Raw genomic sequence first — 26,501 nt, forward strand, 5'->3', positions numbered from 1 at the left:
TGTGTGGGCGGGCAGTATGGGGCCATGACTGAGAGCAACGGGTCCGAGAACACACCGGACTGGGAGAAGCGCTTCCGGGCGCCCCGCGTGTCCCTGCCCGACTGGGCGGAGGACGCACCCGACCGTTCCCTGTTCGTGTCGAACGCGACAGGGACGTATGAGCTGTACGCCTGGGACCGGGCGACGGGCGAGCAACGCCAGGTCACCGACCGGCCGAACGGCACGACGGACGGTGTGCTCTCCCCGGACGGGGAGTGGATCTGGTGGTTCGACGACAAGGACGGCGACGAGTTCGGCGTCTGGCGCCGCCAGCCCTTCAAGGGCGGCCCGGACGAACCGGCGGTCCCCGGCCTGGAACCGTCCTACCCGGCGGGGGTCGCCCTCGCCCGCGACGGCCGGACGGCGGTCGTGGGCCGGTCGACCGACGAGGACGGTACGACGATCCACCTCGCCCGCACCGGCGACGAGACCACGCTGATCTACCGCCACCGCGAGTCGGCGGGCGTCGGCGACCTCTCGCACGACGGTTCGCTGATCGCGATCGAGCACACGGAGCACGGCGACGCGATGCACTCGGCGCTGCGCGTCCTGCGCCCGGACGGCACGGCGGTCGCCGACCTGGACGACACCAAGGGCGGCACCGAGGAACTGGGCCTGGAGGTCCTCGGCTTCGCACCCGTCGACGGCGACACCCGTCTCCTCATCGGCCATCAGCGGCGCGGCCGTTGGGAGCCCCTGGTGTGGGACGTGGTCGAGGGCGGCGAGAGCGACCTGTCCCTGGACCTGCCCGGAGACGTGAGCGCCGAGTGGTACCCGGACGGCTCGGCCCTCCTCATCGCGCACAGCTTCGAGGCCCGCAGCGAGGTGTTCCGCTACGACCTCGCCTCGGGCGAGCTGCTGAAGGTGCCGACACCGCCCGGTTCCGTCTCGGGCGCCACGGCCCGCCCCGACGGCAACGTCGAGTACCTCTGGTCGTCGGCCGCCGAACCGTCCGCCGTGCGCTCGACGACGGGCGAGGTCGTCCTGGACCCGCCCGGCCTGAAGTCACCGGGTTCGGTCCCGGTGGAGGACGTGTGGGTGGAAGGACCGGGAGGCCGCATCCACGCCCTCGTCCAGAAGCCGGCGGGCGCCACCGGCCCCCTCCCCACGGTCTTCGACATCCACGGCGGCCCGACCTGGCACGACAGCGACTCGTTCTCGGCGGGCCCGGCGGCCTGGGTCGACCACGGGTACGCGGTCGTCCGGGTCAACTACCGCGGTTCCACTGGCTACGGCCGCGCCTGGACCGACGCCCTGAAGTACCGCGTCGGCCTGATCGAGCTGGAGGACATCGCGGCGGTCCGGGAGTGGGCGATCACCTCCGGCCTCGCCGACCCCGACCGCCTGATCCTCACCGGCGGCTCCTGGGGCGGCTACCTCACCCTCCTCGGCATCGGCACCCAGCCCGACGCGTGGACCCTGGGCATCGCGGCGGTCCCGGTCGCCGACTACGTCACGGCGTACCACGACGAGATGGAAGCCCTGAAGGCCATGGACCGCACACTCCTGGGCGGCACTCCGGAAGAGGTCCCGGCCCGCTTCGAGGCGTCCTCCCCGCTGACCTACGTCGACAAGGTCACGGCCCCGGTCTACATCTCGGCCGGTGTCAACGACCCGCGCTGCCCGATCCGCCAGATCGACAACTACGTGAAGCGGCTTGAGTCCCGGGGCGCGGTGCACGAGGTGTACCGGTACGACGCGGGGCACGGGTCGTTGGTGGTGGACGAGCGCATCAAGCAGGTGAAGCTGGAACTGGACTTCGCGGAGAGGTATTTGGGGGGAGCGGATTCCCTGTCCGCTTAGCCGCGGGCAGTCGTGCCGCTGGGGCGGCACGGGTGGGCGCGGACGGCACCCCGCAGCGCCGGGTTGCGGTCCCTCCCCCGGCCGACCCCGGCGCCGGGCACCTGTTCAAGCCCCGGCCCGGTCCCGTGGTCGCCGCCCCAGCAACTCCGCCAGCCCCCGCCGAGTCGCCGCCAGCACAACCCGGTCCGAGTCCCGCAGGACATACGACTCGGGCAGATCCCACACCAACCCCGACCGCCGTACGTCCTCGGAGGCGTCCCGCGTCGCCGTGTCCAACGCCAGCACCCGCCAGGACCCGGCCCGGAACGCCTCGGCGACGGTCTTCCCCTCCAGCTGGGGATGCCCGCCCACGGTCATCGCCGCGAACAACAGCACCCGCCGCTCGACAGGAATCGCGCCCAGGATCTGCCGCCCCATCATCGCCCCGGCGAAGGCGGGCGCGGCCAGATGGGACACACTCCGGCTCCGGGTCAGGGCACCGGGGTGGGCGGCCCGCAACGTCCGGTACACGGCGGTCGCGAAGTCGTCGTCGTACAGCCGGAGCACGACCCGTAGATCAGGCCGCACGGACCGGGCGTACAGCACCGCTTCGAGGTTCGTCGTGTCGGAGCTGGTGACCGCGAGGAGGGCGTGGGCGCGGTGGACCTTGGCGGATTCCAGGACGCCCTCCTGGGTGACGTCACCGAGGATCACCGGCACCCGCAGCCGGCGCGCGACCGCGAGCCCGCGGGCCTCGGGGTCGGCCTCGACGCACACCACGGGGATGTTGAGTTCGCGCAGCCGGGTCAGCACCCGGGTGCCGATCTTGCCGAGCCCGAGCAGCACGACATGCCCGCCGAGTCCCCGCGGCGGCTTGCGCAACGCGGACGCCGTACGGAAGGTGCCGAGGGCTTCGAGGACCGCGGCCAGCAGCACCGGCAGCATCAGCAACCCGACGAGACCGGACAGGAGTTGAAGGATCTGCCGCCCCAGAGACGCCCCGATCGCGGGGTCGTCGATCGCGAAGAGATCGAGCAGCGTCAGATAGAAGGCGGTCAGCGGATGGATCTGAGTCACCAGCCACAGCGAGACGGCGAGCGCGATCACACAGGCCACCATGCCCGCCAGCGACCACCGCAGCCGCCGCGAGAAGAGCGAGGACCACGCCGGGACGACACCGCCCCCGCGCCCGACCGGCAACTGCGGCCCGGCGTACGACACCTGCTCCAGGACGACGGTCCCGCGCCCGGTGGCGGAGGCGACGGCCGCCGCGCCGGGCAGCAGGCGCGGGCCCTGCTCGCCCATGCCCTCGGAGCCGTCCGCGCCGGCCGGGTCGCTGCTGGTCGCCGACAGCAGGGCGAGCGTGGCAAGGCCCGGATCGGCCACCTCCCCGGGTCCCGGCGGCGGCCGTTCCACCGCGCGCAGCAGCAGCCCGTCGGTCTGGACGACCTTGCTGGTGCCGGCGAGCGCGGTCGCGGCCAGCGCGGGTGCGGCGGTGTCGGCGTCGGAGAGGACGGTCGTGGACGCGTCGAACCCGGTACCGGGACCGCCACCCGTCCCGTCACCGGTCGCCAACGCGGCGGCCTGGTCGAGGAGTTCCTCGATGTGCTGGCCCAGCCGCCGGTTGTAGAGGCGGATCACCAGCCGGATACGGGGGTTGAGGCGGCGGGCGGTGAGGGCGGCGCGGATGTTCGTCTCGTCGTCGTCATAGACGAGGGCCAGCGCGGTCGCCCGCTCCACGCCCGCCTCGGCGAACACGGCCTCGGTCAGCTCGGCGACCTCCAGCACCCGCTCCCCGCGCGGGGGTTCGGGGGCGACGGGACCGGCGTTGCCGCCACCGCCATTGCCGTTGGCCCGGCCCACCGCCGCGTTGACCCGGTCGAGCAGCGCGGCCGAGGCGGCACGGGCACGGCCGACGACGGGCGGCCGGGCGGTGGCCTCGGAGAGCGGGACGACGAGGGTGATCTGCTCGCCGTAGACACTGCGGAGTTCGACGGCGAGCCGGTGCGCGAGCGCGTCGTCGCCGCACACCACCATGTGTGCCCGGGCACTGCCCGGAGGGGTCTGATTCGGAACGCTGCTCGCCACGAGAGGAAAGACTGCCCCAAGGAGGCGGGTGGTTCCAGTATTCCGCTGAACACCCGTGCCCCGGCTGCCGTATGCAGAGACAGGGAGCAAAACTCGCGAAACCAGGCGTCTGCCGGAGGTATCTCACCCGTGGCCATCACCACCGAACCAGCCGCGCCGACCACGGAGACGCCGCCGGAACCGCACACGAAACCGGACACGCAACCGGCCGCACCCGCCAAGGAGTCACCGGCCGCGCCCGCCGAAGAGGCGAAGGCGGCGAAGGACGGCTGGCAGTTCAACTCGCCGCTCGTGCTGACCATGGTGCTGCTCGTGGTCGTACTGGCGCAGGGTCCGATCCGTCAGGCGCTGTCCGCGCCGGTGATGCAGAGCTGGATGACGGTCTTCGTGGCCGTCGTCGTGCAGGCGCTGCCCTTCCTGGTGCTGGGCGTGCTGCTGTCGGCCGGGATCGCGGTGTTCGTACCGGCGACGTTCTTCACCCGCGCGCTGCCGAAGAACCCCGTGCTGGCCGTGCCGATCGCCGGCATGGCGGGCGCGATCCTGCCCGGCTGCGAGTGCGCGTCCGTGCCGGTGGCCGGGGCGCTGGTGCGCCGGGGCGTCACCCCGGCGGCGGCGATCGCGTTCCTGCTCTCCGCCCCGGCGATCAACCCGATCGTGCTGACGGCGACGGCGGTGGCGTTCCCGCGCAACCCGGAGATGGTGCTCGCCCGGTTCGTCGGCAGCCTGCTCGTGGCCTGCGTGATGGGCTGGCTGTGGACGCGGATCGGCCGCACCGACTGGCTGCGCCTGCCCGCCCACGAACCGCACGCGGGGGAGACCAAGGGGGCCGCGTTCTGGGGCTCGGTCCGGCACGACGTGATGCAGGCCGGCGGATTCCTCGTCCTTGGCGCGATGTCCGCGGCCACGCTCAAGGCGGTGGCACCGGCGAGCTGGCTGCGCACGGCCGCCGACAACCCGGTGGTCGCGATCCTCGCCCTCTCGATCCTCGCCGTCCTGCTGTCGATCTGCTCGGAGGCGGACGCGTTCGTCGCCGCGTCGCTCACCCAGTTCTCGCTCACGGCCAAGCTCGCGTTCCTGGTGGTGGGCCCGATGATCGACCTGAAGCTGTTCGCCATGCAGGCGGGCACGTTCGGCCGCGGCTTCGCGATGCGCTTCGCACCCGCCACCTTCGTCCTCGCCATCGCGGGCGCGGTCGTCACCGGGGCGGTGCTCCTGTGAACCGGCAGGCACAGGCGGCGGTCCTGTTCCTCGTCGGCGCGGCCCTCCTGCACGCGGGATTCACCAACCTCTACCTGCGCTACGTCAAGGCAGGCCTCCAGCCGCTCCTGCTGCTCTCCGGCGTGGTCCTCATCGTGACGGCACTGGCGACGGCCTGGTACGAGTGGCGCCGGACGCGGAGGGAGAAGGCCCAGGCGGAAGCGGAGGCGGCGCACACGGAAGCCCACACCGAAGACGGCGCTCCCGAGGGCCACGTCCACCGCGAACCCCGTATCTCCTGGCTCCTGATTCTCCCCCTCTTCGCCCTGATCCTGGTCGCCCCGCCGGCCCTCGGCTCCTACAGCGCGGTCCGCACCGGCACAGCCATCCAGCAGCCGTACGGCCTCCTCAAGCTCCCCGACAGCAACCCGCTCACCATCGGCCTGGTCGACTACGCGAGCCGCGCGGTCTACGACCACGGACGGTCCCTGGGCACCCGGCAGTTGAAGGTCACCGGCTTCGTCGCGCTGGACAAGTCGGGCTCCCCGTTCCTCGTCCGCATGGCCCTCAACTGCTGTGCCGCGGACGCCCAGCCGGTGAAGATCGCGCTGACGGGCAAGATCCCACCGGTACTTCAGCCCGACACCTGGCTGGAGATCACCGGCACCTACAGCCCCAAGCAGACCAAGGACCCCATCAACAACCGCCCGATCCCCTACTTCCAGGTCACCGAGGCCAAACCGGTCCCGACGCCGAAGGACCCGTACGACGAGAGCTGGAACCAGTGACAGCCGGAACCGGTAACCGGCCTGGTCTCAGCGGAGGTTGGCGACCGCGGCGGCCATGATCGGCTCGGCCGCCTCCTCCGTCAGCTCCGGCGGTACGACCAGCAGGTCCCAGCGGCCGCGCCCCGGCGCGAGCAGGACGACGGTGTTCGGGGCGTGCACGGCGGTGGTCCGGTGCAGCCGTACGACCTGGTTGGCCACGAGCATCCGGCCCGGGGCGGTCGACCAGACCCGCCCGTTCACCATGACGCTGACGATGTGCCCCCAGGTCCGGGGCAGTCCGGCGAGCAGGCGCGGCACCTCGGTGAGCACGTCGTAGGAGTGCGGCCACCAGGCTCCGTCGAGGAGGCGCGGTACGGAGGTGTGGGCGGCGAGGCGCAGCCGGAGCAGGGGCGGGGCGGTCTGCTCCACGTCGGGCGACGAGGCGATGGTGTCCGAGGCGGGCGAACTGTGGGCGTCCGTGGGCGCGTTCATGTCGCGGTCCCTGTCCCCGGCCGTCCGTCGTGCGGCGGTCCGGTGCCGTGGTGCACTGGGAACGACGACGGCGCCAGAGCCGAGGTGCGGAGAACTCCCGGTATCGCTCACCGTACTCCCGCCCCGGGCGGGCCGGTCTGCGCCGGAGGCACTCCGAGCCCCTCCGCGGCGCGCGGGCGTACCGTGAAAGGACCGAGGATTTCTCGTGCACCGGATCGCACCGGTGCCGTTCTCGGCGAACCACGACGCCGGGGCGGACCCGTTCCGCGCCCGGGGCAGGGCTCAGCCCATGACCGTGAATGTGCCCGGTCGGCCGGTGGCCGCGGACGCGCCCGCGGCCCTCGCCGGACACGGCGGTGCCGGTACGGCGGGCTGGGAGAGGACGTGGTCCACAACCGGCCACGAGCCCCCCACGTCGAACCGCGAGCGCGGCCCGTCCCCCTGGGAGGGGGACCGCGTCCGCCCCCTCAGCCGCCGCCAGATCGAGGACCGCTTCCAGGACCTAGGCGTGCTGTACGAGGAGACCTGCGGCGGGCCCCGCACGGGCAACCGTTCCCGCACCGCCTTCCTGCGGCGCCTCGCGGGTGACGTCCGGCGCCCCGGTTTCACCCTGCTGATCGCCGAGAACACGACCCTGACGGCCTGCGCCTACGGCTTCCCCGTGCGCGCCGCCGATCCCTGGTGGCAGGGCCACGACACCCGGCTGCCCCGGCTGCTGCACGGCCTCGCGGTCACCGGCGGACTCTTCGCCGTCTCCGGGATCGTCGTCCCGCCCCGCGTGCGCACCCACTACCAGGACCGGGACTGGAACCTCGCCCGGCGCCTGCAGCGCCGGCTGCTCGCCGATCACGCGCCGGCCCTCGGCGTCACCCTGGTGCCCCGCACCGACACCGAGACCCTGGCGGCCTACCGGGCATGGGGCTGGCAGGACGTCGCGGGAGCCACGCCGGACCCCGCGAGAGCACCCGAACGGGGCTCCCTGCGGGGCCCCGACGGCCTTGATCCACGGGTTCCGGGCGCCTGCCGGGTGCTGGTTCTGGCACCCTGAGCGCGTCGATCGGCGTGAGGACATCTGTGCTCGCCGCGACAGAGATTCCCCGGGTGCGACTAGAGTTCCCGTACGGGGGAACCAGCTCCCCCGGCGGCACGCCGTCCCTCCCCGGTGGCCGCAGGAAAGGTGTACATGCCCGCAGAAAGCCAGCAGCCCGCGGCCGACCGGCTCGACGACGACGACTACCCCGCCTACACCATGGGCCGGGCCGCCGAGCTGATCGCCTCCACCCCCGGTTTCCTCCGGTCACTGGGTGAGGCCGGGCTGATCACCCCGAAGCGGTCGGACGGCGGCCACCGCCGCTACTCGCGCCGTCAGCTCCGTACGGCCTCCCGCGCGCGCGAGCTGGTCGACCAGGGAACGCCCATCGAGGCCGCGTGCCGCATCATCAGCCTGGAGGACCGGCTGGACGAAGCGTTGCGCGTCAACGAGGAGCTGCGCCACTCATCCCATCGGTAGAAAATCTGATGTCCCCGAAACAGAAATTCACCGTTTCGGACGGCCCTTTTCCCGCCGAATTTCCCCGTCGCGAAAATGGGTTCCGTGCTAGGCTGACTTCAGTTGCAGTTGTGGTTGCCAATTTTGAACCGGACCTCCGGTGCAGGTGATCATCACGGCGATGGAGGAGATTCGTAAAGTGCGGATCTCGTGCACTGCCTAGGAGTTAAGACATGGCCACCGGTACCGTGAAGTGGTTCAACGCGGAAAAGGGCTTCGGCTTCATCGAGCAGGACGGCGGCGGCGCTGACGTCTTCGCCCACTACTCGAACATCGCCACCCAGGGCTTCCGCGAGCTGCAGGAAGGTCAGAAGGTGACCTTCGACATCACGCAGGGCCAGAAGGGCCCGCAGGCGGAGAACATCGTTCCCGCCTAAGCACGCGAAGCTGCGAAACAGGGGCCCGCACCTTGGGTGCGGGTCCCTTTTCGTATCTGCTCATTTACCTGCCGTTCCCCGGCCGTTCTCGACTTACCCGGCATCCCCGGCTTTCCCCGAGGAGAAATCCTCCCCTCTCCTCCCGCTCGAAACCCCTTGGTGAGGCACCATGCGCTGCGTGATCGCCCGTTACCCCTTCGATCTGACGAAGAGCGAGGTGGAGGAGATGCTCAAGGGCATCCGCCCGGAGCAGCCCGTCACCGGTCCCTGTGCCGTCATCAGCCGCAAGCTGTACCCGGTCAAGCAGGTTGGCGAGGTGATCACCAAGCAGGACCGCCGTGACTTCACCGCCTTCGAGGTGACCAGGGCCCTCACACGGCTCGGCTTCACCTGCCACGAGACGCCGCCCGCGCCCGCCACCCCCGCGCCCGCACCGGCCCCCGCCGCGGAGAACCCCACGGACTCCGGCCCGGAATCGACCTCGTACATCGGCACCACCCTGGGCTGACGCCTCCGCCCGCACGTTCCCGCACACCCCGAGCGACCACGCCGCCGTAGATCCATCCGGGCGCGAGGTCGCTCTTTGCGTCCCGGCTCCTCACAGCTCCTTGTCGGGCCAGTCCAGCAGGCGGGCCCCGATGACCGCCGTTTGCAGTGTGTACCGCTGGCCGGGGTCCGCCGGATCCGCGCCGGTCAGCTGATGGATGCGTTCCAGCCGGTAGGTCAGCGCGCGCACGCTCAGCGAGAGCCGGCGCGCCGACTCCGCCGCCACACACCCGGAGTCGAAGTACGTCGACAGGGTGTCCAGCAGCGGGCGCGCACCGCCGCGTGCCCTGGTCAGCGGGCCCAGCGCGTCGAGGACCAGATCCGCCATCGCCTGCCGGTCGCGGGTGAGCACCGGGTAGACCAGCAGGTCGGCGGCGCGCAGGAGGGGCCCCTCCAGGTTGAGCCGCTCGGCCAGTTCGAGCGTGTTCAGGGCTTCTTCGTACGACTGGACGATGCCGCCCGCGCCCGGCTGCGGCCGGCCGATCGCCGCGCGGGCGCCCTCCGCGGCGGCGTACGACTGCTTGGCGAAGTGGGCGAGGATGTCGTCCTGGTCACCGGGCGCGACGCACAGCATCCGGCCGGCCTTCGTGGTGAGCAGGATGCTGCGGTCACCGAAACGGCTGATCATCGCGCGCTCCACCTGACGCGGCACCGGCGCGCTCTCGTCGTACGGCGTCGGGCCCTGGACCACGGCGACCGCGTGCGAGTGGGAGAGACGCAGGCCGAAGCGCTCGGCGCGTTCCGCGATCCGGCCCAGATCGCTGCGGCCGTAGAGCAGGTCGTCGATGAACTCCCGCCGCGCCGCCTCTTCTTGGCGTACGGCGAGACGCTGCGCGCGTTCGTAGCCCTCGGCGAAGGCGTCGACCACTTGCTGCACCGCGGCAAGGGTGCAGTCGGCGGCGCCGGGAGTCTGCGGCCAGGCGGCGCGGGTGGCGGCTAGATGGGCGTTGACCAGGGAGCGCAGTCCGTGACCGGCCTCGGCCGCCTGCTCGCCCAGGGCGCGGCGGGCCGCCAACTCGGCCCGGGTCAGGCGGCGTCCGGTGCCGGCGACCTCCGCCAGGAGCGGTGCGTACCCCGCCAGATAGTCCTCAGGTATGTCGCGCTCCGGCAACTCCGCCCCCGTTTTTCTTGACGCCCTGGTGACGCTTTCTTAGCGCGTCACCGGCATCAAGACCCTAATGAACACTGCCGGGTTCCGGCAATGCGCGGGCGCGCACCCCGCGTGCACCATGGCGTCAGGGGAGCACCGCGGAAGGTTCCGGTGCCGGACACCGGCAGGTGTCCAGCACCGGGACCACGATCCGCGCCTCCCGGAGTCTTAACACTCTCGACGCGTGCTGAACGCGACGGGCATCGGACACGGACAGGGAACGGGGGGCCGGGATCATGGGGGCGTTCTTCGCTGCCGCGACCGGTTTTCCCACCGTCGTCTTCACCGCCGCGCTCACCGTGGTCGTCCTGTTCTGGCTGCTGGTCGCGCTGGGCGCGGCGGACGCCCACGGACACGCCCACGTTCACCTCAACTCCCGTGCGCACGGCGATGGTTGGGCCCTCGGCGGGGTCCCGGTGACCCTCGCCTTCTCGCTGTTCACCGCCGTCGGCTGGCTGATCAGCTACTGCGCGAGCGTGCTGCTCGTCCCCTCCGGTCCGGTCGGAGTCCTGGTCGGGGCGGTCGTGCTGACCGGCACGGTGTACGTCTCCTGGCAGGCGACCAAGCTGCTCGTACGACCCCTGCACCGCCTGTTCCCCGACGAACACGGGCCGTCCCGGCTGGACTTCGTCGGGCTGACCTGCACGATCCGCACCGGGCGGGTCGACGCCGGCTTCGGCCAGGCGGAGGTCAGGTCGGCGGACGGCTCGGCCGCGGTGGTCCAGGTCCGGCAGACGGGCAACGACGCCCTCGCCGGCGGCAGCACCGGACTGCTCTACGCCTACGACGAGACCGGCGAGTTCTTCTGGGTCGCGCCCTACGACAGCGCGCTGGACCCGCGGACCGGCCCCGGCACGACGGGATAGGCCGCCAACTCAGGCCGCCCGCACGCTCGTTGATCTCCACCCGCCGCTCTCACCCGCTGATCCCTGGCTGGTCGTCGACCACCCTTCTCATCTCTTGGGGACCCATGTCATGAACGCCATCACCGTCGGCATCGGTGTGTTCGTCGCCGTTGTCCTGCTCATCGCGCTCACCCTGCTCCTGGTGGTCGGCCGGCTCTTCCGGAAGGTGGAGCAGGGGCGGGCGCTGATCGTCTCCAAGACGAAGAAGGTCGACGTCACCTTCACCGGGGCGGTCGTGCTGCCGGTGCTGCACAAGGCCGAGTTCATGGACATCTCGGTGAAGACCATCGAGATCCGGCGCACCGGGCGCGAGGGCCTGATCTGCCAGGACAACATCCGCGCCGACATCCACATCAGCTTCTTCGTGCGGGTCAACAAGACCGTCGAGGACGTCATCAAGGTCGCGCAGGCCATCGGCACCCAGACGGCGAGCGACCCGGCGGCGATCCAGGACTTCTTCGCCGCGAAGTTCTCCGAGGCGCTGAAGACCGTAGGGAAGCAGCTGGACTTCGTCGATCTCTACACCAAGCGCGAGGAGTTCCGGGACCGGATCATCCAGGTCATCGGCACCGACCTCAACGGCTACCACCTCGACGACGCGGCCATCGACTTCCTCGAACAGACGCCGATGACCCAGCTCGACAACCAGAACATCCTGGACGCGCAGGGCATCCGCAAGATCACCGAGCTGACGACGATCGAGCACGTGCGCACCAACGAGTTCCAGCGCACCGAGCAGAAGGAGATCACCCGGCAGAACGTCGACGCCCGGGAGACCATCCTGGAGCTGGAACGCCGGCAGGCCGAGGCGGAGATCAAGCAGCGCCGTGAGGTGGAGGTCCTGCGGGCACGCGAGGAGGCCGCCACCGCGAAGGTGCAGGAGGAGGAACGGCTGGGCGCGCAGACCGCGTTCCTTCGTACCGAGGAGCAACTCGGCGTCCAGCGCGAGAACCAGGCCCGCGAGATCGCCGTGGCGCAGAAGAACCGCGAGCGGGTCATCGCCGTCGAGAACGAGCGCATCGAGAAGGACCGGCTCCTCGAAGTCATCGCCAGGGAACGGGAGACGAGCCTGTCCGGGATCGCCCGCGACAAGGAGGTCGAGGCGGAGCGGCGCGAGGTCGCGGACGTGGTCCGGGAACGGATCGCCGTGGACCGTACGGTCGCCGAGCAGGAGGAGGCCATCAAGAAGCTGCGGGTCGTCGAGGAGGCCGAGCGCACCCGCCAGTCGGTGATCATCGCCGCCGAGGCGGAGGCGCAGGAGAAGCTGGTCAAGGACATCAAGGGCGCCGAGGCCGCGGAGGCCGCCGCCAAGCACCGGGCCGGTGAGCAACTCACCCTCGCCGAGGCCCGGTTGAAGTCCGCCGACCTCGACGCCCGCGCCAAGCTGCGGCTAGCCGAGGGCATCCAGGCGGAGGCAGCGGCGGCCGGACTCGCCGAGGTCCAGGTCCGCGACAAGGAGGCCGAGGTCACCGTGAAGGCCGGCCGCGCCGAGGCCGAGGCCACGGGGGCGCGGCTGCGCGCGGAGGCGGAAGGCACCGAGGCCCGGCTGCGGGCGGAGGCCGAGGGCACCCGGGCCAAGGCGCTCGCGGAGGCGGAGGGCGCGCAGGCCAAGGTGCTCGCGCAGGCCGAGGGTGTACGGGCGAACGCGCTCGCGGAAGCCACCGGCATCGGCGAGAAGCTCAAGGCCGAGGCGGAGGGCCTCACCGAGAAGGCCGCCGCGATGGCCGCCCTCGACGACGCCTCGCGCGGGCACGAGGAGTACCGGCTGCGGCTGCAGGCCGAGAAGGAGATCCGGCTGGCCGGGCTCGACGTGCAGCGGCAGGTCGCGGAGGCGCAGGCCACGGTCCTCGCGACGGGTCTGGAGCACGCCGACATCGACATCGTCGGCGGCGACTCGGTCTTCCTCGACCGGCTGATGTCGTCGATCTCGTTCGGCAAGGGCGTCGACGGATTCGTCCAGAACTCCCAGACGGCACAGGCGTTGGCGCGTCCCTGGCTGGACGGCACGTCGAACATCGCCGACGACCTCGCCCGCGTCCTCAGCCCGGTCTCCACGGCGGACGTACAGAACCTCACCGTGTCCGCGCTGCTGATGAAGCTGATGACCTCGGACCCGGCGAACTCCGGTCAGGTACGGCAACTGCTGGACAAGGCAGGCGAGTTGGGCCTGGCGGACACCCCGCTGGCCGCGCTCAACGGGCACCCGGTCAAGGCCTGACCGGCCTGACCCCCACCAACGGTCCGGAACTGCCGCACAGGGGACGGCAGTTCCGGACTCACTTCACCCCGAGATCCTGAGAGGGACCCATGACCACCGGCCTGGACACCGGCACCTACGAGGTCCTGCGCGACCGCCTCGCCGCACAGGCCGCCGAACTCGCCCGCCGCGCGGAGTCGCTCAACGCCCGCCGCACCGAGGAGTTCGGCTCGACCCGCCTGGAACTCACCGGCACCGAACGCCTCGACACCGAGCACCCTGCCGCGCCGCGCGACGTCGTCGCCGTAGGAGACACCCTCCTCTTCGGCCGCCAGGTCTCCCTCGGGGTCACCCGCGAGACGACGGTGGCCGACGTCCTTGCCCTGCACGACCGCCACGACCTGCGCCGACTGCCCGAGAACGCCGTACCCGGACTCCTCGACGACCCGGACTTCGTGCGGGAGTTCACCGCCCTGCACCGGTACTACCGTCAGGCCCGCCTGCTTCAACTCCGGCGTCTCGACGGCAAGTTGCTCGCCGTCTTCCGCACCGGTGAGCAGGCCGACGACATCCGGGTCCTGCGCTGGGAACTCACGGACGACGGCCGGTCGGCGACCTTCCTGGACGCGCACGGCGAACGCGACCACGTCTTCCCGCCGCCGTACGACGTCGACTGGACGGCGACGACCCGTGAGGACCTCGTCCCCGGCCGGCACCCGCACGTCCGGATCCAGGACGGGCTGTACGTCGACACGGTCGGCGGGACTCTCACCGTCAAGATGGAGGACAACACCGAGACGGGGGAGGGGATCTACTCCGAGCCGGTGGACGAGCCGTTGCAGTCGGCGGCCGACGCGGAGATCGCGTATGCGCGGGTGGGGGCGCTGGTGCTGCTGCGTGTGCGTCCGTACAAGGAGGAGGCCCGGCGCTGTCTGGTCTTCAACACGCTGACCAAGGGCGTCGTACGGCTCGACGGGATCGGGCTGTCGTGCCATCGGCTTCCCGAGGAGCAGGGGATCGTGTTCCCGGGCGGGTACTGCCTGGCCACGGGGGTGTGGAAGACCTTCGAAGTGGACACCGCGGGGCTGGAGTTGGAGCGGGTGGTGCGCTCGCCCAACGGTGAGGACGTGCTGTTCGCGTACCGGGTCCGGGTGCCGGGGCGGAGCCTGCTGCTGCCGTACAACATGATCCGCAAGGAGGTCGCCAACCCGCTGTCCTGCCAGGGCTGGGCGCTCTTCGGGGACGGCACGCTGATGGAACTGCGCGCGGGCGTGGAAGAGGAGGCGGCTCGGGTTCATCCCCTGCGTGTGTGGCGTACCCCGTATGTCTCCGACACGTACGCAGCCGACCGACTCGTCGGCTCCGGACCGCTGTTCCGGGTGGGGAACGCCGATCTCGTGCGGGGCATCTCCGACTGCCTTTCCCTCGCGGGCGCGGTGGCCGGGATGGAGCCCACGGCGGAGATGTACGAGGCACTGGTCGGCGCGTGTGTCCGGGCGGCGGACTCGTACCACTGGCTCGGGGATGCCGAACTCGGTGATCTGGGCGGCCCGTTGGAGGACGTCCGGGGCACGGCCGAGCAGGTCCTGGCCGAGTTCGAGACCGTCCGGACGCTCACCGCCCGCGCGGCCGACGCCCTCGCCGAGGCCACGGAACGGCTCACCGGGCTCGTACGACGGCTGCGGGGCGAGGTGCCCCCGGACGCGGCGGGGTGGGTCGGCGGCCTGACCGAACTCCGGCGTGCGCAGGGGCACTTGCTGAAGTTGAAGGAGATGCGGTACGCGGACACCGCGCGGATCGACGAGTCGGTGGCCGGGGCGGAGGCGGAGCTCGGGGCGTTCGGGCAGCGGGCGGTCGTGTTCCTGGCGGGCGAGGACGCGTTCGCCGGGCACCATGAGGTGATCGGCGAGCTGGTCGCGGAGGCGGGGGAGCTGGCCACGGTCGCCGAGTCGGCACCCGTGGCCGCCCGGCTCGACGAACTCACCGACGGACTGCGGACGGTGACCGAGGTGATCGCCGGGCTCGACATCGGTGACGCCACGGTCCGTACGTCGATCCTGGAGCGGATCGCCGAGGTGCTGGGCGGCGTCAACCGGGCCCGCGCCACGCTGGACGCCCGGCGCAGGGAGCTTCAGGACCGGGAGGGCCGGGCGGAGTTCGCGGCCGAGTTCGCGCTGCTGGGCCAGGCGGTGACAGGCGCGCTGGCGGACGCGGCGACACCGGAGGCCTGCGACGCCCAACTCGCCCGGCTGCTCGTGCGGTTGGAGAACCTGGAAGCCCGTTTCGCGGACTTCGACGACTTCCTCGCCGAACTGACCGGCAGACGCACCGAGATCTACGAGACCTTCTCCGCCCGCAAGCAGACGCTGGCCGACGAACGCGCCCGTAGAGCCGAGCAGTTGGCGGCCTCGGCCACCCGGGTTCTGGAGACGGTGGGGCGCCGGGCGGGCACGCTCGCCGATGCCGACGCGGTCAGTACGTACTTCGCCTCCGACCCGATGGTGACGAAGATCCGCCGCACCGCCGACCAACTCCGGGACCTGGGCGACCGGATGAGGGCGGAGGAGCTGACCGGCCGGCTCGCGGCGGCCCGCGAGGAAGCGGTCCGCGCCCTGCGCGATCGCACCGACCTGTACACGGACGGCGGCCGGATCCTGCGCCTGGGCCGCCACCGTTTCGCCGTGAACACCGAGCCCCTCGACCTCACCCTGGTCCCCGCCGGAGACGGCCTCGCCTTCGCCCTCACCGGGACGGACTACCGAACCCCGGTCACAGACCCGGAGTTCGCGGCCACCCGCAGATTCTGGGACCGCCCGCTGCCCTCCGAATCACCGCGGGTCTACCGCGCCGAACACCTCGCCGCCCGCCTCCTCGACGAACACGGCGCCCAGGCCCTCGCCCAGGAACCCGACCTCGCCGCCCTGGTCCGCCGGGCCGCGCAGGAGTCGTACGACGAAGGCTACGAGCGCGGCGTGCACGACCACGACGCGACCGCGATCCTCACCGCGCTGCTCCGCCGGTACGAGGGCGCGGGCCTGCTGCGGCACGAACCGGCCTCCCGGGCAAGGGCGTTGCTGTTCTGGACGCACGGGACGAGCCCGGAGGAGCGCGCGGGCTGGACGCGCCGGGCGAGGTCGCTCGCGCGGGCCCGCGACACCTTCGGACCGACCCCGGCCGTCACCGACTTCCTGACGGAACTGGCCGACCGGACCGGCGAGCCCTCCGCCGCCTACCTCTTCGACGAACTGACCACCGGACCCGAGGGCTTCGTGATCAGCGCCGCCGCACGCACCCTCCTCGACAAGTTCCGCCGCGCGGTGGGAAGTTCGGCCTACGACGACGATGTGCTCGCCGTCGAAGACCTGGCCGCCCGCCGCCAGCTGGTCGAGGCCTGGCTGACGGCGTACACGACGGCGTCCGGCACCGAGGCCGACCCGGGTGACCTCGGGGAGGCAGTGGCGGCCGAACTCTGCCCGGATGTACCGCGGTACGAGTCGGACGCCCGGCTGACGGAGACGGTCGGGGGACTGCTGGGCACCCATCCGCGGATCGAGGCGGGGTCGTTGTCGCTCCGGGTCGATGAACTCCTCGCCCGGACAAGGGAGTTCAGGAGGTCGGACGTCCCCGGTCATCGCGCGTACCAGCGTCGCCGTACGGCCTTGGTGGCGGCGGAACGTGCCCGGCTGCGGCTCGACGAGTACCGGCCGCGCGTGATGTCGTCCTTCGTGCGGGGGCGCCTGGTCGACGAGGTGTATCTCCCGCTGGTCGGCGACAACCTGGCGCGGCAGATCGGTACGACGGGGAAGGGGCGGCGGACCGACACGGGCGGCCTGCTGCTGCTCATCTCGCCGCCGGGGTACGGCAAGACGACCCTCATGGAGTACGTCGCCGACCGGCTCGGGCTGGTCCTGGTCAAGGTCAGCGGGCCGGCCCTCGGGCACGGGGTCACCTCCCTCGACCCGGCCGAGGCGCCGAACGCGACCGCCCGGCAGGAGGTGGAAAAGGTCAACTTCGCGCTCGCGGCCGGCAACAACGTGCTGCTCCACCTCGACGACATCCAGCACACCTCGCCCGAACTCCTGCAGAAATTCATCCCGTTGTGCGATGCGACGCGGCGGGTGGAGGGTGTGTGGGAGGGCGTACCGCGTACATACGACCTACGGGGGAAACGGTTCGCCGTCTGCATGACCGGCAACCCCCACACCGAGTCGGGCGGCCGTTTCCGGGTCCCCGACATGCTGGCCAACCGTGCGGACGTCTGGAACCTCGGCGACGTCCTGACCGGCAAGGAGGCGGTGTTCGCGCTGAGTTTCCTGGAGAACGCCCTGACCTCCAACCCGGTCCTCGCCCCGCTCGCCGGCCGCGACCGCGCCGACCTGGATCTGCTGATCCGCCTCGCGGAGGGTGACGCGACCGCCCGCGCGGACCGGCTGTCCTACGCCTGCGACCCCGCCGAACTCGCCCGGATCGTAGGGCTGTTGAGGCATCTCATCACCGCCCGGAACACCGTGCTCGCGGTCAACTCCGCGTACATGGCGTCGTCGGCGACGACGGACGCGGCCCGCACGGAACCGCCGTTCCGGCTCCAGGGGTCGTACCGCACCATGAACCGCATCGCCCAGCGCATCGAGCCGGTGATGAACTCCCGTGAGCTGGCGGCGGTGTTGGACGACCACTACACCGCCGAGGCGCAGACGCTGGGGACGGGCGCCGAGGCGAACCTGCTGAAGCTGGGGGAGCTGCGCGGCACGCTGACGGGTGAACAGGCGGTGCGCTGGGGTGAGTTGAAGACGGCCTACGTACGGTCGCGAGGCATGGAGGAGGGTGACCCGTTGAGCCACGCGGTGGCGGCCCTCGGGGTGCTGGCCGAGCGGATCGGGGCGGTGGAGTCGGCGATCACACGGGCGAGCAGCGGCCCGAAATGAAGGCCACCAACCTCCCCGTACAGCCAACTGCTAGAGCTGGAGCAGCCGTTGGGTGATCTCGCGGTACTGCCGCAGCGCGTTGCGGAACTCCTCGGACTCGGCCTCGGACGGGGACTCGGGGTCCTGGTCCGCCCAGGCGGCGCGGAGGAGGTCGCGGCGGGCGGCGAGCGCGGTCACGAGCTGTGCGGTGGCCTCGTCGTAGGCGCTCTCCGCCTCCTCCAGGGCATCGCGCGGGGTGTCCGCGAAGGTGTTGAGGGCGTGCCGTAGCTTCTGGAGGACCTTGTCCCGCTCGCTCGACGGGAGCAGCGGCTCCGGGCCCGGGGTGCGGCGTTCGGAGGGGACCCGGTTCTGGCCCGCGGGTTGTTGGGCGCGTGTCTGGTCGTACATCATCGGGAGTCGCTTCCGTCCCGCCCGAAGGCGTTATTGGGATCGTCCTGCACCGGCCACTGCCCTGCGCCGTGCTGCCAGTCAACGTGCGGCGACGGTTCGTGTCAACGCGGCGGTCGCGCGCTCCCGGCCACCGCGTTCCGGCGCGGGCCGGAGTACCGTGGAAGGACCGAGGCCTTCGCGCGCCGATGTCCCGCTCCGACGCCGTGTCCTCGCGTTTCCCTTCACAGGGGCAGCCCGTGACCCCGGCCGCGCCATCCGCAGCGAGGCCGAGGAGTCCCAGCATGTCGATCATCTCCACCCCGTCCACGACGGGGATCCCGGCGGGCACAGGCCCGCCGCCCCCGCCCTACGACGGCACTTCCCCCTTCCCGCCGGACGAGGGCCCGGCGCCCGTCCGCAGCAGCGGGGACCGGATATACATCGGGGTCACGGCGGCGATCGTCGTCCTGCCGTTCGTGGGTCTCGGCCTCGCCGGCTGGCTGCTGTGGGGGCGGCTGATCCACCCCGTCGACATCGTGCTCGCGGCCGTCCTCTACACGGTCACCGGCCTCGGCGTCACGGTCGGCTTCCACCGCGGGCTCACCCACGGTTCGTACCGCGCGGTCCGGCCCGTGCGCGTCGCGCTCGCGGTCGCCGGGTCGATGAGCTTCCAGGGGGATGTCATCGGCTGGGTCGCCACCCACCGCCGCCACCACGCCTTCACCGACCGGCCCGGCGACCCGCACTCGCCGTACCGCTACGGCACCCATCTGCGCGGTCAGTTGCACGGACTGTTCGACGCCCATGTCGGCTGGCTGTTCCGCAACGACCGTACGCCGGCGGGACGTTACGCCCCCGACCTCGTCGACGACCCCGACATCCGGACCGTCTCCCGCGCCTTCCCGTGGCTGTGCCTGCTCACGCTCGCGCTGCCGTTCGGTCTCGGCTGGGCGATCGGCGGCAGCTGGCTGTACGGCGTAACAGGCCTGCTGTGGGCGGGACTTGTGCGCATCGCGCTGCTGCATCACGTCACCTGGAGCGTCAACTCGCTGTGCCACATGATCGGCGAGCGCCCCTTCCGCACCCGGCGCCACGACCGCGCCACCAACCTGTGGCCGCTCGCCCTGCTCTCCTTCGGCGAGAGCTGGCACAACCTCCACCACGCCGACCCCACCAGCGCCCGGCACGGCGTCGACCGCGGCCAGATCGACCCGTCGGCCGCCGTCATCCGCCTGATGGAGCGCGCCGGTTGGGCCTACGACGTGCACTGGCCGTCCGCGGACCGGGTCGCCGCCCGCCGCGCCTGACCTCGGCTACGACGCGCGCGGTGGTACCGGCATGGCCCGGGTGTCGAAGTCGCCCTCGATGATCTGCGCCGCGAGGTCCGACAGGCGCAGATGGCGGGCACGGGCGTAGGAGCGGAACGCGGTGAAGGCGTCGTCGACGGACGTGTTCCAGCGCTCCGCCAGCACGCCCTTGACCTGCTCGACGAGGATGCGGCTGGTCAGCGCGGTCTGCAGCTGGCTGTTCTCGACGTGCGACTGCTCCAGCGTGCGCTGCTGGAGCACCGCGATGGTGGCCACGTCGGCGAGGGCCTGGGCGAGCGCGATGTCGTCGTCGCCCAGGCGGTGCGGGGTGGTCTGGAAGAGGTTGAGCGCGCCGACGACCCGGTTGCGCAGCCGCAGCGGTATGGCGTGGGTGGTCACGTACCCGGTCTCGCGGGCCTGCGCCGCGAAGCGCGGCCAGGCCGCGGTCGCCTCGGCGCGCGTCAGGTCGATGTTGGTGCGGGCGGCGCCGGTGCGGTAGCACTCGACGCACGGGCCCTGGTCGTGCTGGAGCGCGAGGAGTTCCAGCAGGCGGGTGTGCTCGTCCGAGGCGGCGATGATCTGCAGCTCGCCGTGCGCGTCCACGAGGAGGATGCCGGCCGCCGACACGTCGAGCAGCTCGACGCAGCGCGCGGACAGCCGGTGCAGCAGGTCGATGACGTCGAAATCCTCGACCAGGGAGTCCGCGACCTCCACGAAGATCTCGGCCAGACGTCGTTCGCGGGCCATGACGATCATCCCTCTCCAGTGTCGGGCGAATACGGCCCGCTCATATCGTCGTCCAATTCGTCCCCGAAGCGGAGCCGGCGGGCGACCACGTCCGCCGCGACCTCTCCGAGGGTGCGTTCACTGCCGTAGGCGTGGGCCCGCAGGCGCAGCAGGGCCTCCTGGATGGACACGCCCAGCTGGACACTGATCATCCCGGTCGCCTGGTGCACGACGGGGCGGTTCAGCCCGGTCGGCCAGTCCGGCATCGCGTCCGGCCCGGGTGCGGTGCCGTTCGCGTGCCCGTTCCCGTTCAGGAACACGCCGGTCAGCGCGGCCGTCAGGGCGGTGGCGTCGGCGTACTGCTGCTCGCTGATCCGTCGGTCCCCGGCGCACAGCACGGTCAGTACGCCGACCCGGATCGCGCCGATGCCCAGCGGGAACCCGCACACACCCTGGACGCCCATGTCCCGCGCGGCCGGCAGCAGCACCGGCCACCGCTCGGGGCGCACCCGGTCCAGGTCCGGCTCCAGCACGGGCGCACCGGTGCGGACGGCCTCCGGGCCGGGGCCCTCGCCCAGCGTGAACTGGAGCTCCTCGAAACGGGCGCTCAGCTCCGGATGGCACCACAGCGGCTCAGCCGTACGGTCGGCGCCGACCAGCAGCGACAGGGCGACACCCTCGGCACCCAGTGCCCGGGCGCAGGCCTGCGCGGGATCGCCGCCCTCACCGAGGCGCAACGACCGCAGGACTTCGGCTATGCCGTCGCTGATCACCGTGCTCCGTTCCGCGGCCGCCGGGACACTTCGAGACGATGCGCCGACCGACGTCTGCCGTACCTTACGTGGCCCGTCGCTCCAGCGCGCGGTCGGCGAGCACACCCTTCCAGGCATCCCGCACACTCGTGTACCGCGGGAACCGCTCCACCAGACCGGCGGCCCGGAACACGAGCAACGGCTCCGGCCGGGAGTGCACGACGCGCAGCCACCCGAGCCGCTCACGACACTCCTCCCAGGCCGCGCTCAGCGGGTCCAGAACACTGCCGTCCACGAAGGTCACGTCGAGCAGATCGACGACGACGAAGAGCCGCCCCGCGCCGTGCAGGGCCTCCTTCAGCTCGTGCGCGAAGGCCGGCACGGTCATCAGATCGAGCTCACCGCCGGCCCGCACCACTCGTAGTCCGTCTTGTTGTCCGTCCGGTTGTCCGCCTGGTTCGTCGAACAGATCAGGATGCGGGCCCATGTGCCCCATCTCCCCTGTAAGAGAGTGGCTTTCGCCTTGCGCAGGGCCTCTGTTGCGCGGAAAGGGACTGCACGGAGAGGGCCGGGGTCCCGGGCTGCCGTAGGACGAGCGTACTGCCGGGGAGGGATATGCCGGGAGCCGTTTCCGGCTCATGGATACCGGTTTCGGCCTTGTGCTTGCCTCAGTCGGCCTGATGCGGTACCCACTCGCTGTCGTCCAGCGAATAGCCGTACCGCGGACGCCCGCTCATCCCACTGGTGTGGAACGGCTTCCCCTGGTCGTCGATGCGCAGCACGCCCTTGCGGGTCCCGCTGGTCCACGCCAGCTCCAGATACCAGCGCACATCGTGCGACGCCGCGGCGGCCGTGATGTACAGGACCTCGGGATCACTCTCGCTCACCTTGTACGGCAGCCCCGTCTGCCCCGCCTTCGGCGTGGCCACCGGCCGCGTCGCGTCCAGCCCGACGTCGAAGGAGTGCGTGGGCACCCCGCCACCGCAGCCGACCCCGACATACCCCATGGCGTACGCGCTCCAGGCCAGCGGCGACCCGCTCTGCACCACCCGCACATTCAGCGACTGGAGTACGACGGTCTCCTGCCCGGTGCCCTGAACAGTGAGCTCAAGGTACTGACTGTCCGCGGAGACCGCCCCCAGCGCACTCACCCAGCTCGGCGCGTCCTGCTCGGTGGGCGGCGGCGGCACCTTCGCCGCGTCCTCGTCGACCAGGTAGGTCTGACTGCACGGACTCTCCCAGGCATACGGCCGTGAGGTCACCGTCAGCGGAACGGCGGCCGCGGCCGCGTCGGCGCCGCCGGCCTTGCCGCTCGGGGTGGCGGACGTGCCGGTCTTCGCCGTGGCGGACCCGGAGGGGTTCGCGCTGCCGGAGGGCGAGGTGGAGGAGGAGGGGGAGGAGGTCGCCTTCGCCTTCGACGACGGGGAGGGGGAGGAGGTGCCGCGTCCGGTGGAGGTCACGGCCCCGGCGTCCTGCTTCCGGTCGCCGCCGTCGCCGCCCGACACGAGCCGGGGGACGAGCGCGGTGGCGGCGACGACCACGGCTACGGCGGCGGCTGTGAGGAGGGTGGTGCGGCGGCGGGGGCGATTGCCGTTGCGGGGGGCGGGGTTGGGGGTGGTGGGGTGGCTTGTCTCCGGGGGGTTCGCGCCGGGTGGGGTTGTGTCGGAGGGGCTTGCGTTGGAGGGGCTTGCCTCGGGGGTTGAGGTGGGCGTGGGGATGGGCGTGGTGGGCGGCTGGGTGCCGGTGCCGGTGCCGGTGCGGGTGGGGGTGGAAGCGGAGGGGGTGGGAGCGGAGGGGGTGGCGGACGCGGGGGTGTTCGTGCCGGGCTCTGCAGTTGGCGCAGTTGGCGCAGTTGCCGTAGCGGCCGGGGTTGCGGCTGAAGCGGCCCCGGCGGCGGCCTTCCGCTCCCGCTGGCGTGCCCCGTCGGCCAGGATCCACCGGCGGTGGGCCTCGACGAGCTCGTCCGGGGTCGCCTTGCAGAGCCGGGCGAACCGCTCGACGGGGGCGTACTCGGTGGGTACGGCATCGCCGTTGCAGTACCGGTGCAACGTCGACGTGCTCATGTGCAGCCGCTTCGCGAGCACGCCGTAGCTCAGCCCCGACCGGTCCTTGAGCTCCCGTATCAGCGCCGCGAAATCGGCGGTCTCCTCAGGCCCTGCCACCCTGCCCCCATTCCAGTCGAGCGTTCCAGGGAGTCACTGTTCCCCCAGGTAAGAGCCGGTGCGAACGTTCCAGGTTCCCGTAGATCCCGGCTGCCGTAGCGGGTGGGACGGAAAGCGGCACAAGCTGCGGTCATCAAAGCACGCCGCCCGCCGACCGGTTGGGCGGCGGCCACTTCCCTCCTTCCGAAAGGCACAACAGCCATGTCCGCGTTCACCGCCCGTCCCCGCACCCGCCTCTTCGCCGCCACCACCGTCGCACTCGCCGCGCTCTCCCTCACGGCCTGCAACGACAAGCTGGGAGTACAGGACGAGGGCGCGGCCAACCCGACCTCTTCCACGGTGGCGACGCCGGCACCGTCCGGGACGAAGACGGGCGGGGCGGGACAGACGAGTGGGTCGACCGGGTCCACGGGGTCCACCGGGTCCACGTCGGGTGGCTCCTCGACGGGCAACAGCGGCGGGACGGGCAGCAGCACGGGCTCGGGTGGAAGCAAGACGAGTGGGGGCTCCGGCTCTGGCTCCGGCACCTCCACGAGCGGCAGCGTCCCGTGCAACGGCGCCAACACCAAGGTGACGGCCCAGACGGTCTCGCGCCCCATCAACCACATGCTGCTCACCGTCACCAACACGGGTTCCAAGACCTGCGACCTCTACTACTACCCGGCCGTCAACTTCGACGACGCCCAGTCCGTACCGCCGGTCATGAAGGACTCCCAGCCCCAGGCGGTGACCACCCTCACCCCGGGCCAGTCGGGCTACGCCGGCGTGGCCCTCTCCGGCGGAGACAACGGCACCGGCACCAACGGCCGCACCGCCAAGTCCCTCTCCGTCTACTTCTTCGACCGCGACAACAACAGCATCAGCCCGGCAGCGACCCCGCCCCTGCCGGCAAAGGGCGTGTACGTGGACGACTCCCTGAAGGTGACCTACTGGCTGCCGGACGCGCAGGACGCGCTGACGTACTGAGCAGCGGGGACGGGGTCGCCCAGAACGCCAGAGGGCCGGTACTGGATTCCAGTACCGGCCCTCTGTACTACTAGTTGGCTGTCGGGGTGGCGGGATTTGAACCCACGACCTCTTCGTCCCGAACGAAGCGCGCTGCCAAGCTGCGCTACACCCCGATGTCGCCACTCGTCTTGCCAGTGTTGCTGCTCATCGCGGCGACGTCGTTTACTTTAGCCCACCGGTGGCCGGAGACGAAATCCGGTTTTGGCGCGATGGCGGATCGGGTTGGGGCGGGCGTGGTCGAGGGCCACGAGGAGGACGGAGAGGGCGTAGAAGGCGAGGCCGAGGAGGAGGGCGTTGCCCAGGACGCTCTTGTAGCCGTGCCGTTCCACGTCGAGGAACGAGTAGAGGTAGCGGCCTGGTGTGCCGGGGAGGATCAGCTCGCCCCGGCCCAACGACACCGCCAGGTACGTCATCGGGTACAGCAGCCACGTCGCCGCCATCCGCAGGTGCAGCCGGCCGGGGGCGGTCAGGAACAGCCAGTCGATCACCGCCGCGATCGGTATCACCGTGTGCAGGACCTGGTTCGTCACCGCCTGCCAGCCGCTGAGGGTGCCGCCCGTCATCGCGAACGGGCTCGACGCGTGCGTCAGGATCAGGTGGTACACCAGGCCGGTGATCGTGATGTAGAGCAGTGCCGCGCCCGTGACCAGGGGGGAGAGGGGGCGACGGGCCGTCCAGGCGCGGCGGGCCGTGGCGATCATGACCAGGGCCAGCAGGATGTTGCTCTGGATCGTGAAGTACGTCAGCACCCGGATCGGGCTGCCGAGGAACAGGTCGACGGTCACCGCCGCTGCCGCCACGAGCGCGACCAGCAGTCGGTACGCAGCCGTCAGCGGGCGACGGTACGGGGCCACCACCGCGGTGGCGGGAACGGGTGAGGCGAGCAGCGCGGGCATGCCGGGTACCGCGGGGAGGTCCGGGATGTCCCTGGGTATCGGGGCGGTCATGCCCTCACGCTAGGCAGCGAGGACGAAAGGGGCGATACGGGTGGGCTGGACGGGCTACCCGAGCGACCGCGACTCCATGCGGGCCCCCACCGCAGCCCCGGTACCCGTCCCCTACCGCCGCCCCACCAACGTCACGGGTGGGCTGGACGAGCTACCCCAGCGACCGCAACCCCATGAGGACCCCCACCGCAGCCCCCGGCACCTGTCTCCTACTCCCGCTACTCCCGCCCCACCAACGTCAACAACGTCGCCTCCGGCGGACAGGCGAACCGAACCGGCGTGTACCGACTGGTCCCGCACCCCGCCGACACATGCAGATACGACGTCCGCCCTTCCGCCGAGTGCCGGGACAGCCCCTTCACCCGGTCCGTGTCCAGGTCGCAGTTCGTGACCAGGGCGCCGTAGAAGGGGATGCAGAGCTGGCCGCCGTGTGTGTGGCCGCCGAGGATCAGGGGGTAGCCGTCCGCCGTGAACGCGTCCAGGGCCCGGAGATACGGCGCGTGCACCACGGCCATCGAGAAGTCGGCGTCGTCGGACGGGCCGCCGGCCACGCGCGCGTAGCGGTCGCGTTTGATGTGAGGGTCGTCCAGGCCGGTCAACTCCACCGACGCGCCGTCGAGTTTCAGCGTCCCCCGCGTGTTCGTCAGGTTCAGCCAGCCCGCCGCGTCGAAACCGTCCCGCAGGTCCTCCCACGGGTTGTGGACGGCGCCTACGACGGGCGGGTTGCCGTTCAGGCCGTGGCGGCCCGCGGTCTTCTCGAACAAGTACCGGGCGGGGTTACGGGGTGTGGGGCCGTAGTAGTCGTTCGAGCCGAAGACGTACGCGCCCGGGAAGTCCATCAGCGGGCCGAGCGCATCCAGGACCTCGGGGACGCCCTCCGGGTCGGAGAGGTTGTCGCCGGTGTTGATCACGAAGTCGGGGCGCAGGCCAGCCAGCGAGCGCAGCCAGCGCTGTTTCTTGCGCTGGCCGCCGACCATGTGGATGTCGGAGACCTGGAGGACTCTGAGCGGGCGCATGCCGGCCGGCAGCACCGGGACCGTCACCCGGCGCAGCCGGAAGGAGCGGACCTCGAAGGCCGCCGCATAGACCACACCGGCGGCACCGGCCGCCGCAATTCCCAGAGGTACTCCATATCGCGCGCGCATACCGCCATGGTGTCAGACCCCACTGACACCCCGTCGGCCGCGGCCGCTTAAGGGGCCGCTCAAGCGGTCAC

The 26,501-nt window shown here is 71.4% G+C and carries 22 protein-coding genes and 1 tRNA gene; 12 read left to right on the plus strand and 11 right to left on the minus strand.

Going from position 1 to position 26,501, the window contains the following annotated elements; all coding sequences use genetic code 11:
- The first annotated feature begins 24 nt into the window (after positions 1-24).
- On the plus strand, positions 25-1,842 hold the full coding sequence (locus ACGFY9_RS02530; protein ID WP_393751157.1) for a S9 family peptidase: 1,818 nt from the start codon (positions 25-27) through the stop codon (positions 1,840-1,842).
- Between the two features lie 105 nt (positions 1,843-1,947).
- Here the strand turns inward: ACGFY9_RS02530 and ACGFY9_RS02535 are convergent, their stop codons facing one another.
- Complete coding sequence (locus ACGFY9_RS02535; protein ID WP_393751159.1) at positions 1,948-3,858, minus strand: NAD-binding protein; 1,911 nt, start codon at positions 3,856-3,858, stop codon at positions 1,948-1,950.
- Positions 3,859-4,038: 180 nt separating this feature from the next.
- Here ACGFY9_RS02535 and ACGFY9_RS02540 point away from each other — a divergent pair, with 180 nt between their 5' ends.
- Positions 4,039-5,127, plus strand: coding sequence for a permease (locus ACGFY9_RS02540; protein WP_393751161.1), 1,089 nt, complete (start codon positions 4,039-4,041; stop codon positions 5,125-5,127).
- On the plus strand, positions 5,124-5,894 hold the full coding sequence (locus ACGFY9_RS02545; RefSeq protein WP_393751163.1) for a TIGR03943 family putative permease subunit: 771 nt from the start codon (positions 5,124-5,126) through the stop codon (positions 5,892-5,894). The genes ACGFY9_RS02540 and ACGFY9_RS02545 overlap by 4 nt, the downstream gene beginning before the upstream one ends.
- 27 nt (positions 5,895-5,921) lie before the next feature.
- Here the strand turns inward: ACGFY9_RS02545 and ACGFY9_RS02550 are convergent, their stop codons facing one another.
- Complete coding sequence (locus tag ACGFY9_RS02550; RefSeq protein WP_393751165.1) at positions 5,922-6,365, minus strand: DUF5994 family protein; 444 nt, start codon at positions 6,363-6,365, stop codon at positions 5,922-5,924.
- Positions 6,366-6,570: 205 nt separating this feature from the next.
- Here ACGFY9_RS02550 and ACGFY9_RS02555 point away from each other — a divergent pair, with 205 nt between their 5' ends.
- The 4 genes from ACGFY9_RS02555 (at position 6,571) to ACGFY9_RS02570 (ending at position 8,799) form a co-directional block, all read left to right on the plus strand.
- Complete coding sequence (locus ACGFY9_RS02555; RefSeq protein ID WP_393751167.1) at positions 6,571-7,413, plus strand: hypothetical protein; 843 nt, start codon at positions 6,571-6,573, stop codon at positions 7,411-7,413.
- Between the two features lie 135 nt (positions 7,414-7,548).
- Entirely contained in the window at positions 7,549-7,875 is a 327-nt protein-coding gene (locus ACGFY9_RS02560) for a MerR family transcriptional regulator (RefSeq protein ID WP_393751168.1), read from the plus strand.
- Between the two features lie 212 nt (positions 7,876-8,087).
- A complete protein-coding gene (locus tag ACGFY9_RS02565; protein ID WP_019063123.1) occupies positions 8,088-8,291 on the plus strand; it encodes a cold-shock protein in 204 nt (67 codons plus the stop codon).
- A 169-nt stretch (positions 8,292-8,460) separates the two neighbouring features.
- The gene (locus tag ACGFY9_RS02570; protein WP_393751170.1) at positions 8,461-8,799 is read left to right on the plus strand and encodes an SCO5918 family protein; all 339 of its coding nucleotides are present in this window, start codon (positions 8,461-8,463) and stop codon (positions 8,797-8,799) included.
- A gap of 90 nt (positions 8,800-8,889) precedes the next feature.
- On the opposite strand, the gene ACGFY9_RS02575 is transcribed toward ACGFY9_RS02570, so the two are convergent.
- The gene (locus ACGFY9_RS02575) at positions 8,890-9,948 is read right to left on the minus strand and encodes a PucR family transcriptional regulator (protein ID WP_393751172.1); all 1,059 of its coding nucleotides are present in this window, start codon (positions 9,946-9,948) and stop codon (positions 8,890-8,892) included.
- Between the two features lie 275 nt (positions 9,949-10,223).
- Between ACGFY9_RS02575 and ACGFY9_RS02580 the strand changes: the two genes are divergently transcribed.
- The 3 genes from ACGFY9_RS02580 to ACGFY9_RS02590 all read left to right on the plus strand — a co-directional run bounded on the left by ACGFY9_RS02580 (position 10,224) and on the right by ACGFY9_RS02590 (position 18,014).
- Positions 10,224-10,853 (plus strand): hypothetical protein, encoded by a 630-nt coding sequence (locus tag ACGFY9_RS02580; protein WP_393751174.1) that lies wholly within the window; start codon positions 10,224-10,226, stop codon positions 10,851-10,853.
- Positions 10,854-10,962: 109 nt separating this feature from the next.
- Entirely contained in the window at positions 10,963-13,110 is a 2,148-nt protein-coding gene (locus ACGFY9_RS02585; RefSeq protein ID WP_393751176.1) for a flotillin family protein, read from the plus strand.
- Between the two features lie 89 nt (positions 13,111-13,199).
- Positions 13,200-18,014 carry a DNA repair ATPase gene (locus ACGFY9_RS02590; RefSeq protein ID WP_393751178.1) on the plus strand — a complete coding sequence of 1,605 codons (4,815 nt, stop codon included), beginning with the start codon at positions 13,200-13,202 and terminating at the stop codon, positions 18,012-18,014.
- 30 nt (positions 18,015-18,044) lie between these two features.
- Here ACGFY9_RS02590 and ACGFY9_RS02595 read toward each other — a convergent pair whose 3' ends face one another.
- Positions 18,045-18,404 (minus strand): hypothetical protein, encoded by a 360-nt coding sequence (locus tag ACGFY9_RS02595; RefSeq protein ID WP_393751180.1) that lies wholly within the window; start codon positions 18,402-18,404, stop codon positions 18,045-18,047.
- Between the two features lie 281 nt (positions 18,405-18,685).
- Between ACGFY9_RS02595 and ACGFY9_RS02600 the strand changes: the two genes are divergently transcribed.
- Complete coding sequence (locus tag ACGFY9_RS02600) at positions 18,686-19,690, plus strand: acyl-CoA desaturase (RefSeq protein WP_393751182.1); 1,005 nt, start codon at positions 18,686-18,688, stop codon at positions 19,688-19,690.
- Positions 19,691-19,696: 6 nt separating this feature from the next.
- Here the strand turns inward: ACGFY9_RS02600 and ACGFY9_RS02605 are convergent, their stop codons facing one another.
- The 4 genes from ACGFY9_RS02605 to ACGFY9_RS02620 form a co-directional block, all read right to left on the minus strand.
- Complete coding sequence (locus ACGFY9_RS02605; protein ID WP_393751184.1) at positions 19,697-20,446, minus strand: GAF domain-containing protein; 750 nt, start codon at positions 20,444-20,446, stop codon at positions 19,697-19,699.
- The gene (locus ACGFY9_RS02610; protein ID WP_393751186.1) at positions 20,443-21,189 is read right to left on the minus strand and encodes an ANTAR domain-containing protein; all 747 of its coding nucleotides are present in this window, start codon (positions 21,187-21,189) and stop codon (positions 20,443-20,445) included. The genes ACGFY9_RS02605 and ACGFY9_RS02610 overlap by 4 nt, the downstream gene beginning before the upstream one ends.
- A 64-nt stretch (positions 21,190-21,253) precedes the next feature.
- Positions 21,254-21,655 carry an STAS domain-containing protein gene (locus ACGFY9_RS02615; protein WP_393751188.1) on the minus strand — a complete coding sequence of 134 codons (402 nt, stop codon included), beginning with the start codon at positions 21,653-21,655 and terminating at the stop codon, positions 21,254-21,256.
- Between the two features lie 181 nt (positions 21,656-21,836).
- Positions 21,837-23,330 (minus strand): helix-turn-helix domain-containing protein, encoded by a 1,494-nt coding sequence (locus ACGFY9_RS02620; RefSeq protein WP_393751190.1) that lies wholly within the window; start codon positions 23,328-23,330, stop codon positions 21,837-21,839.
- Between the two features lie 201 nt (positions 23,331-23,531).
- Here ACGFY9_RS02620 and ACGFY9_RS02625 point away from each other — a divergent pair, with 201 nt between their 5' ends.
- Positions 23,532-24,296, plus strand: coding sequence for a DUF4232 domain-containing protein (locus ACGFY9_RS02625; protein ID WP_393751192.1), 765 nt, complete (start codon positions 23,532-23,534; stop codon positions 24,294-24,296).
- A gap of 81 nt (positions 24,297-24,377) precedes the next feature.
- On the opposite strand, the gene ACGFY9_RS02630 is transcribed toward ACGFY9_RS02625, so the two are convergent.
- From ACGFY9_RS02630 to ACGFY9_RS02640, 3 genes are all read right to left on the minus strand, one after another.
- Positions 24,378-24,451 (minus strand) — tRNA-Pro (locus ACGFY9_RS02630).
- Positions 24,452-24,505: 54 nt separating this feature from the next.
- On the minus strand, positions 24,506-25,285 hold the full coding sequence (locus ACGFY9_RS02635; RefSeq protein ID WP_393751194.1) for a Pr6Pr family membrane protein: 780 nt from the start codon (positions 25,283-25,285) through the stop codon (positions 24,506-24,508).
- A 218-nt stretch (positions 25,286-25,503) separates the two neighbouring features.
- Positions 25,504-26,430, minus strand: coding sequence for a metallophosphoesterase (locus ACGFY9_RS02640; protein ID WP_393751196.1), 927 nt, complete (start codon positions 26,428-26,430; stop codon positions 25,504-25,506).
- Positions 26,431-26,501 lie beyond the last annotated feature (71 nt).

The sequence above is a fragment of the Streptomyces sp. NPDC048504 genome, from assembly GCF_043200035.1.
In the GTDB taxonomy this organism is placed as follows: Bacteria; Actinomycetota; Actinomycetes; order Streptomycetales; family Streptomycetaceae; genus Streptomyces.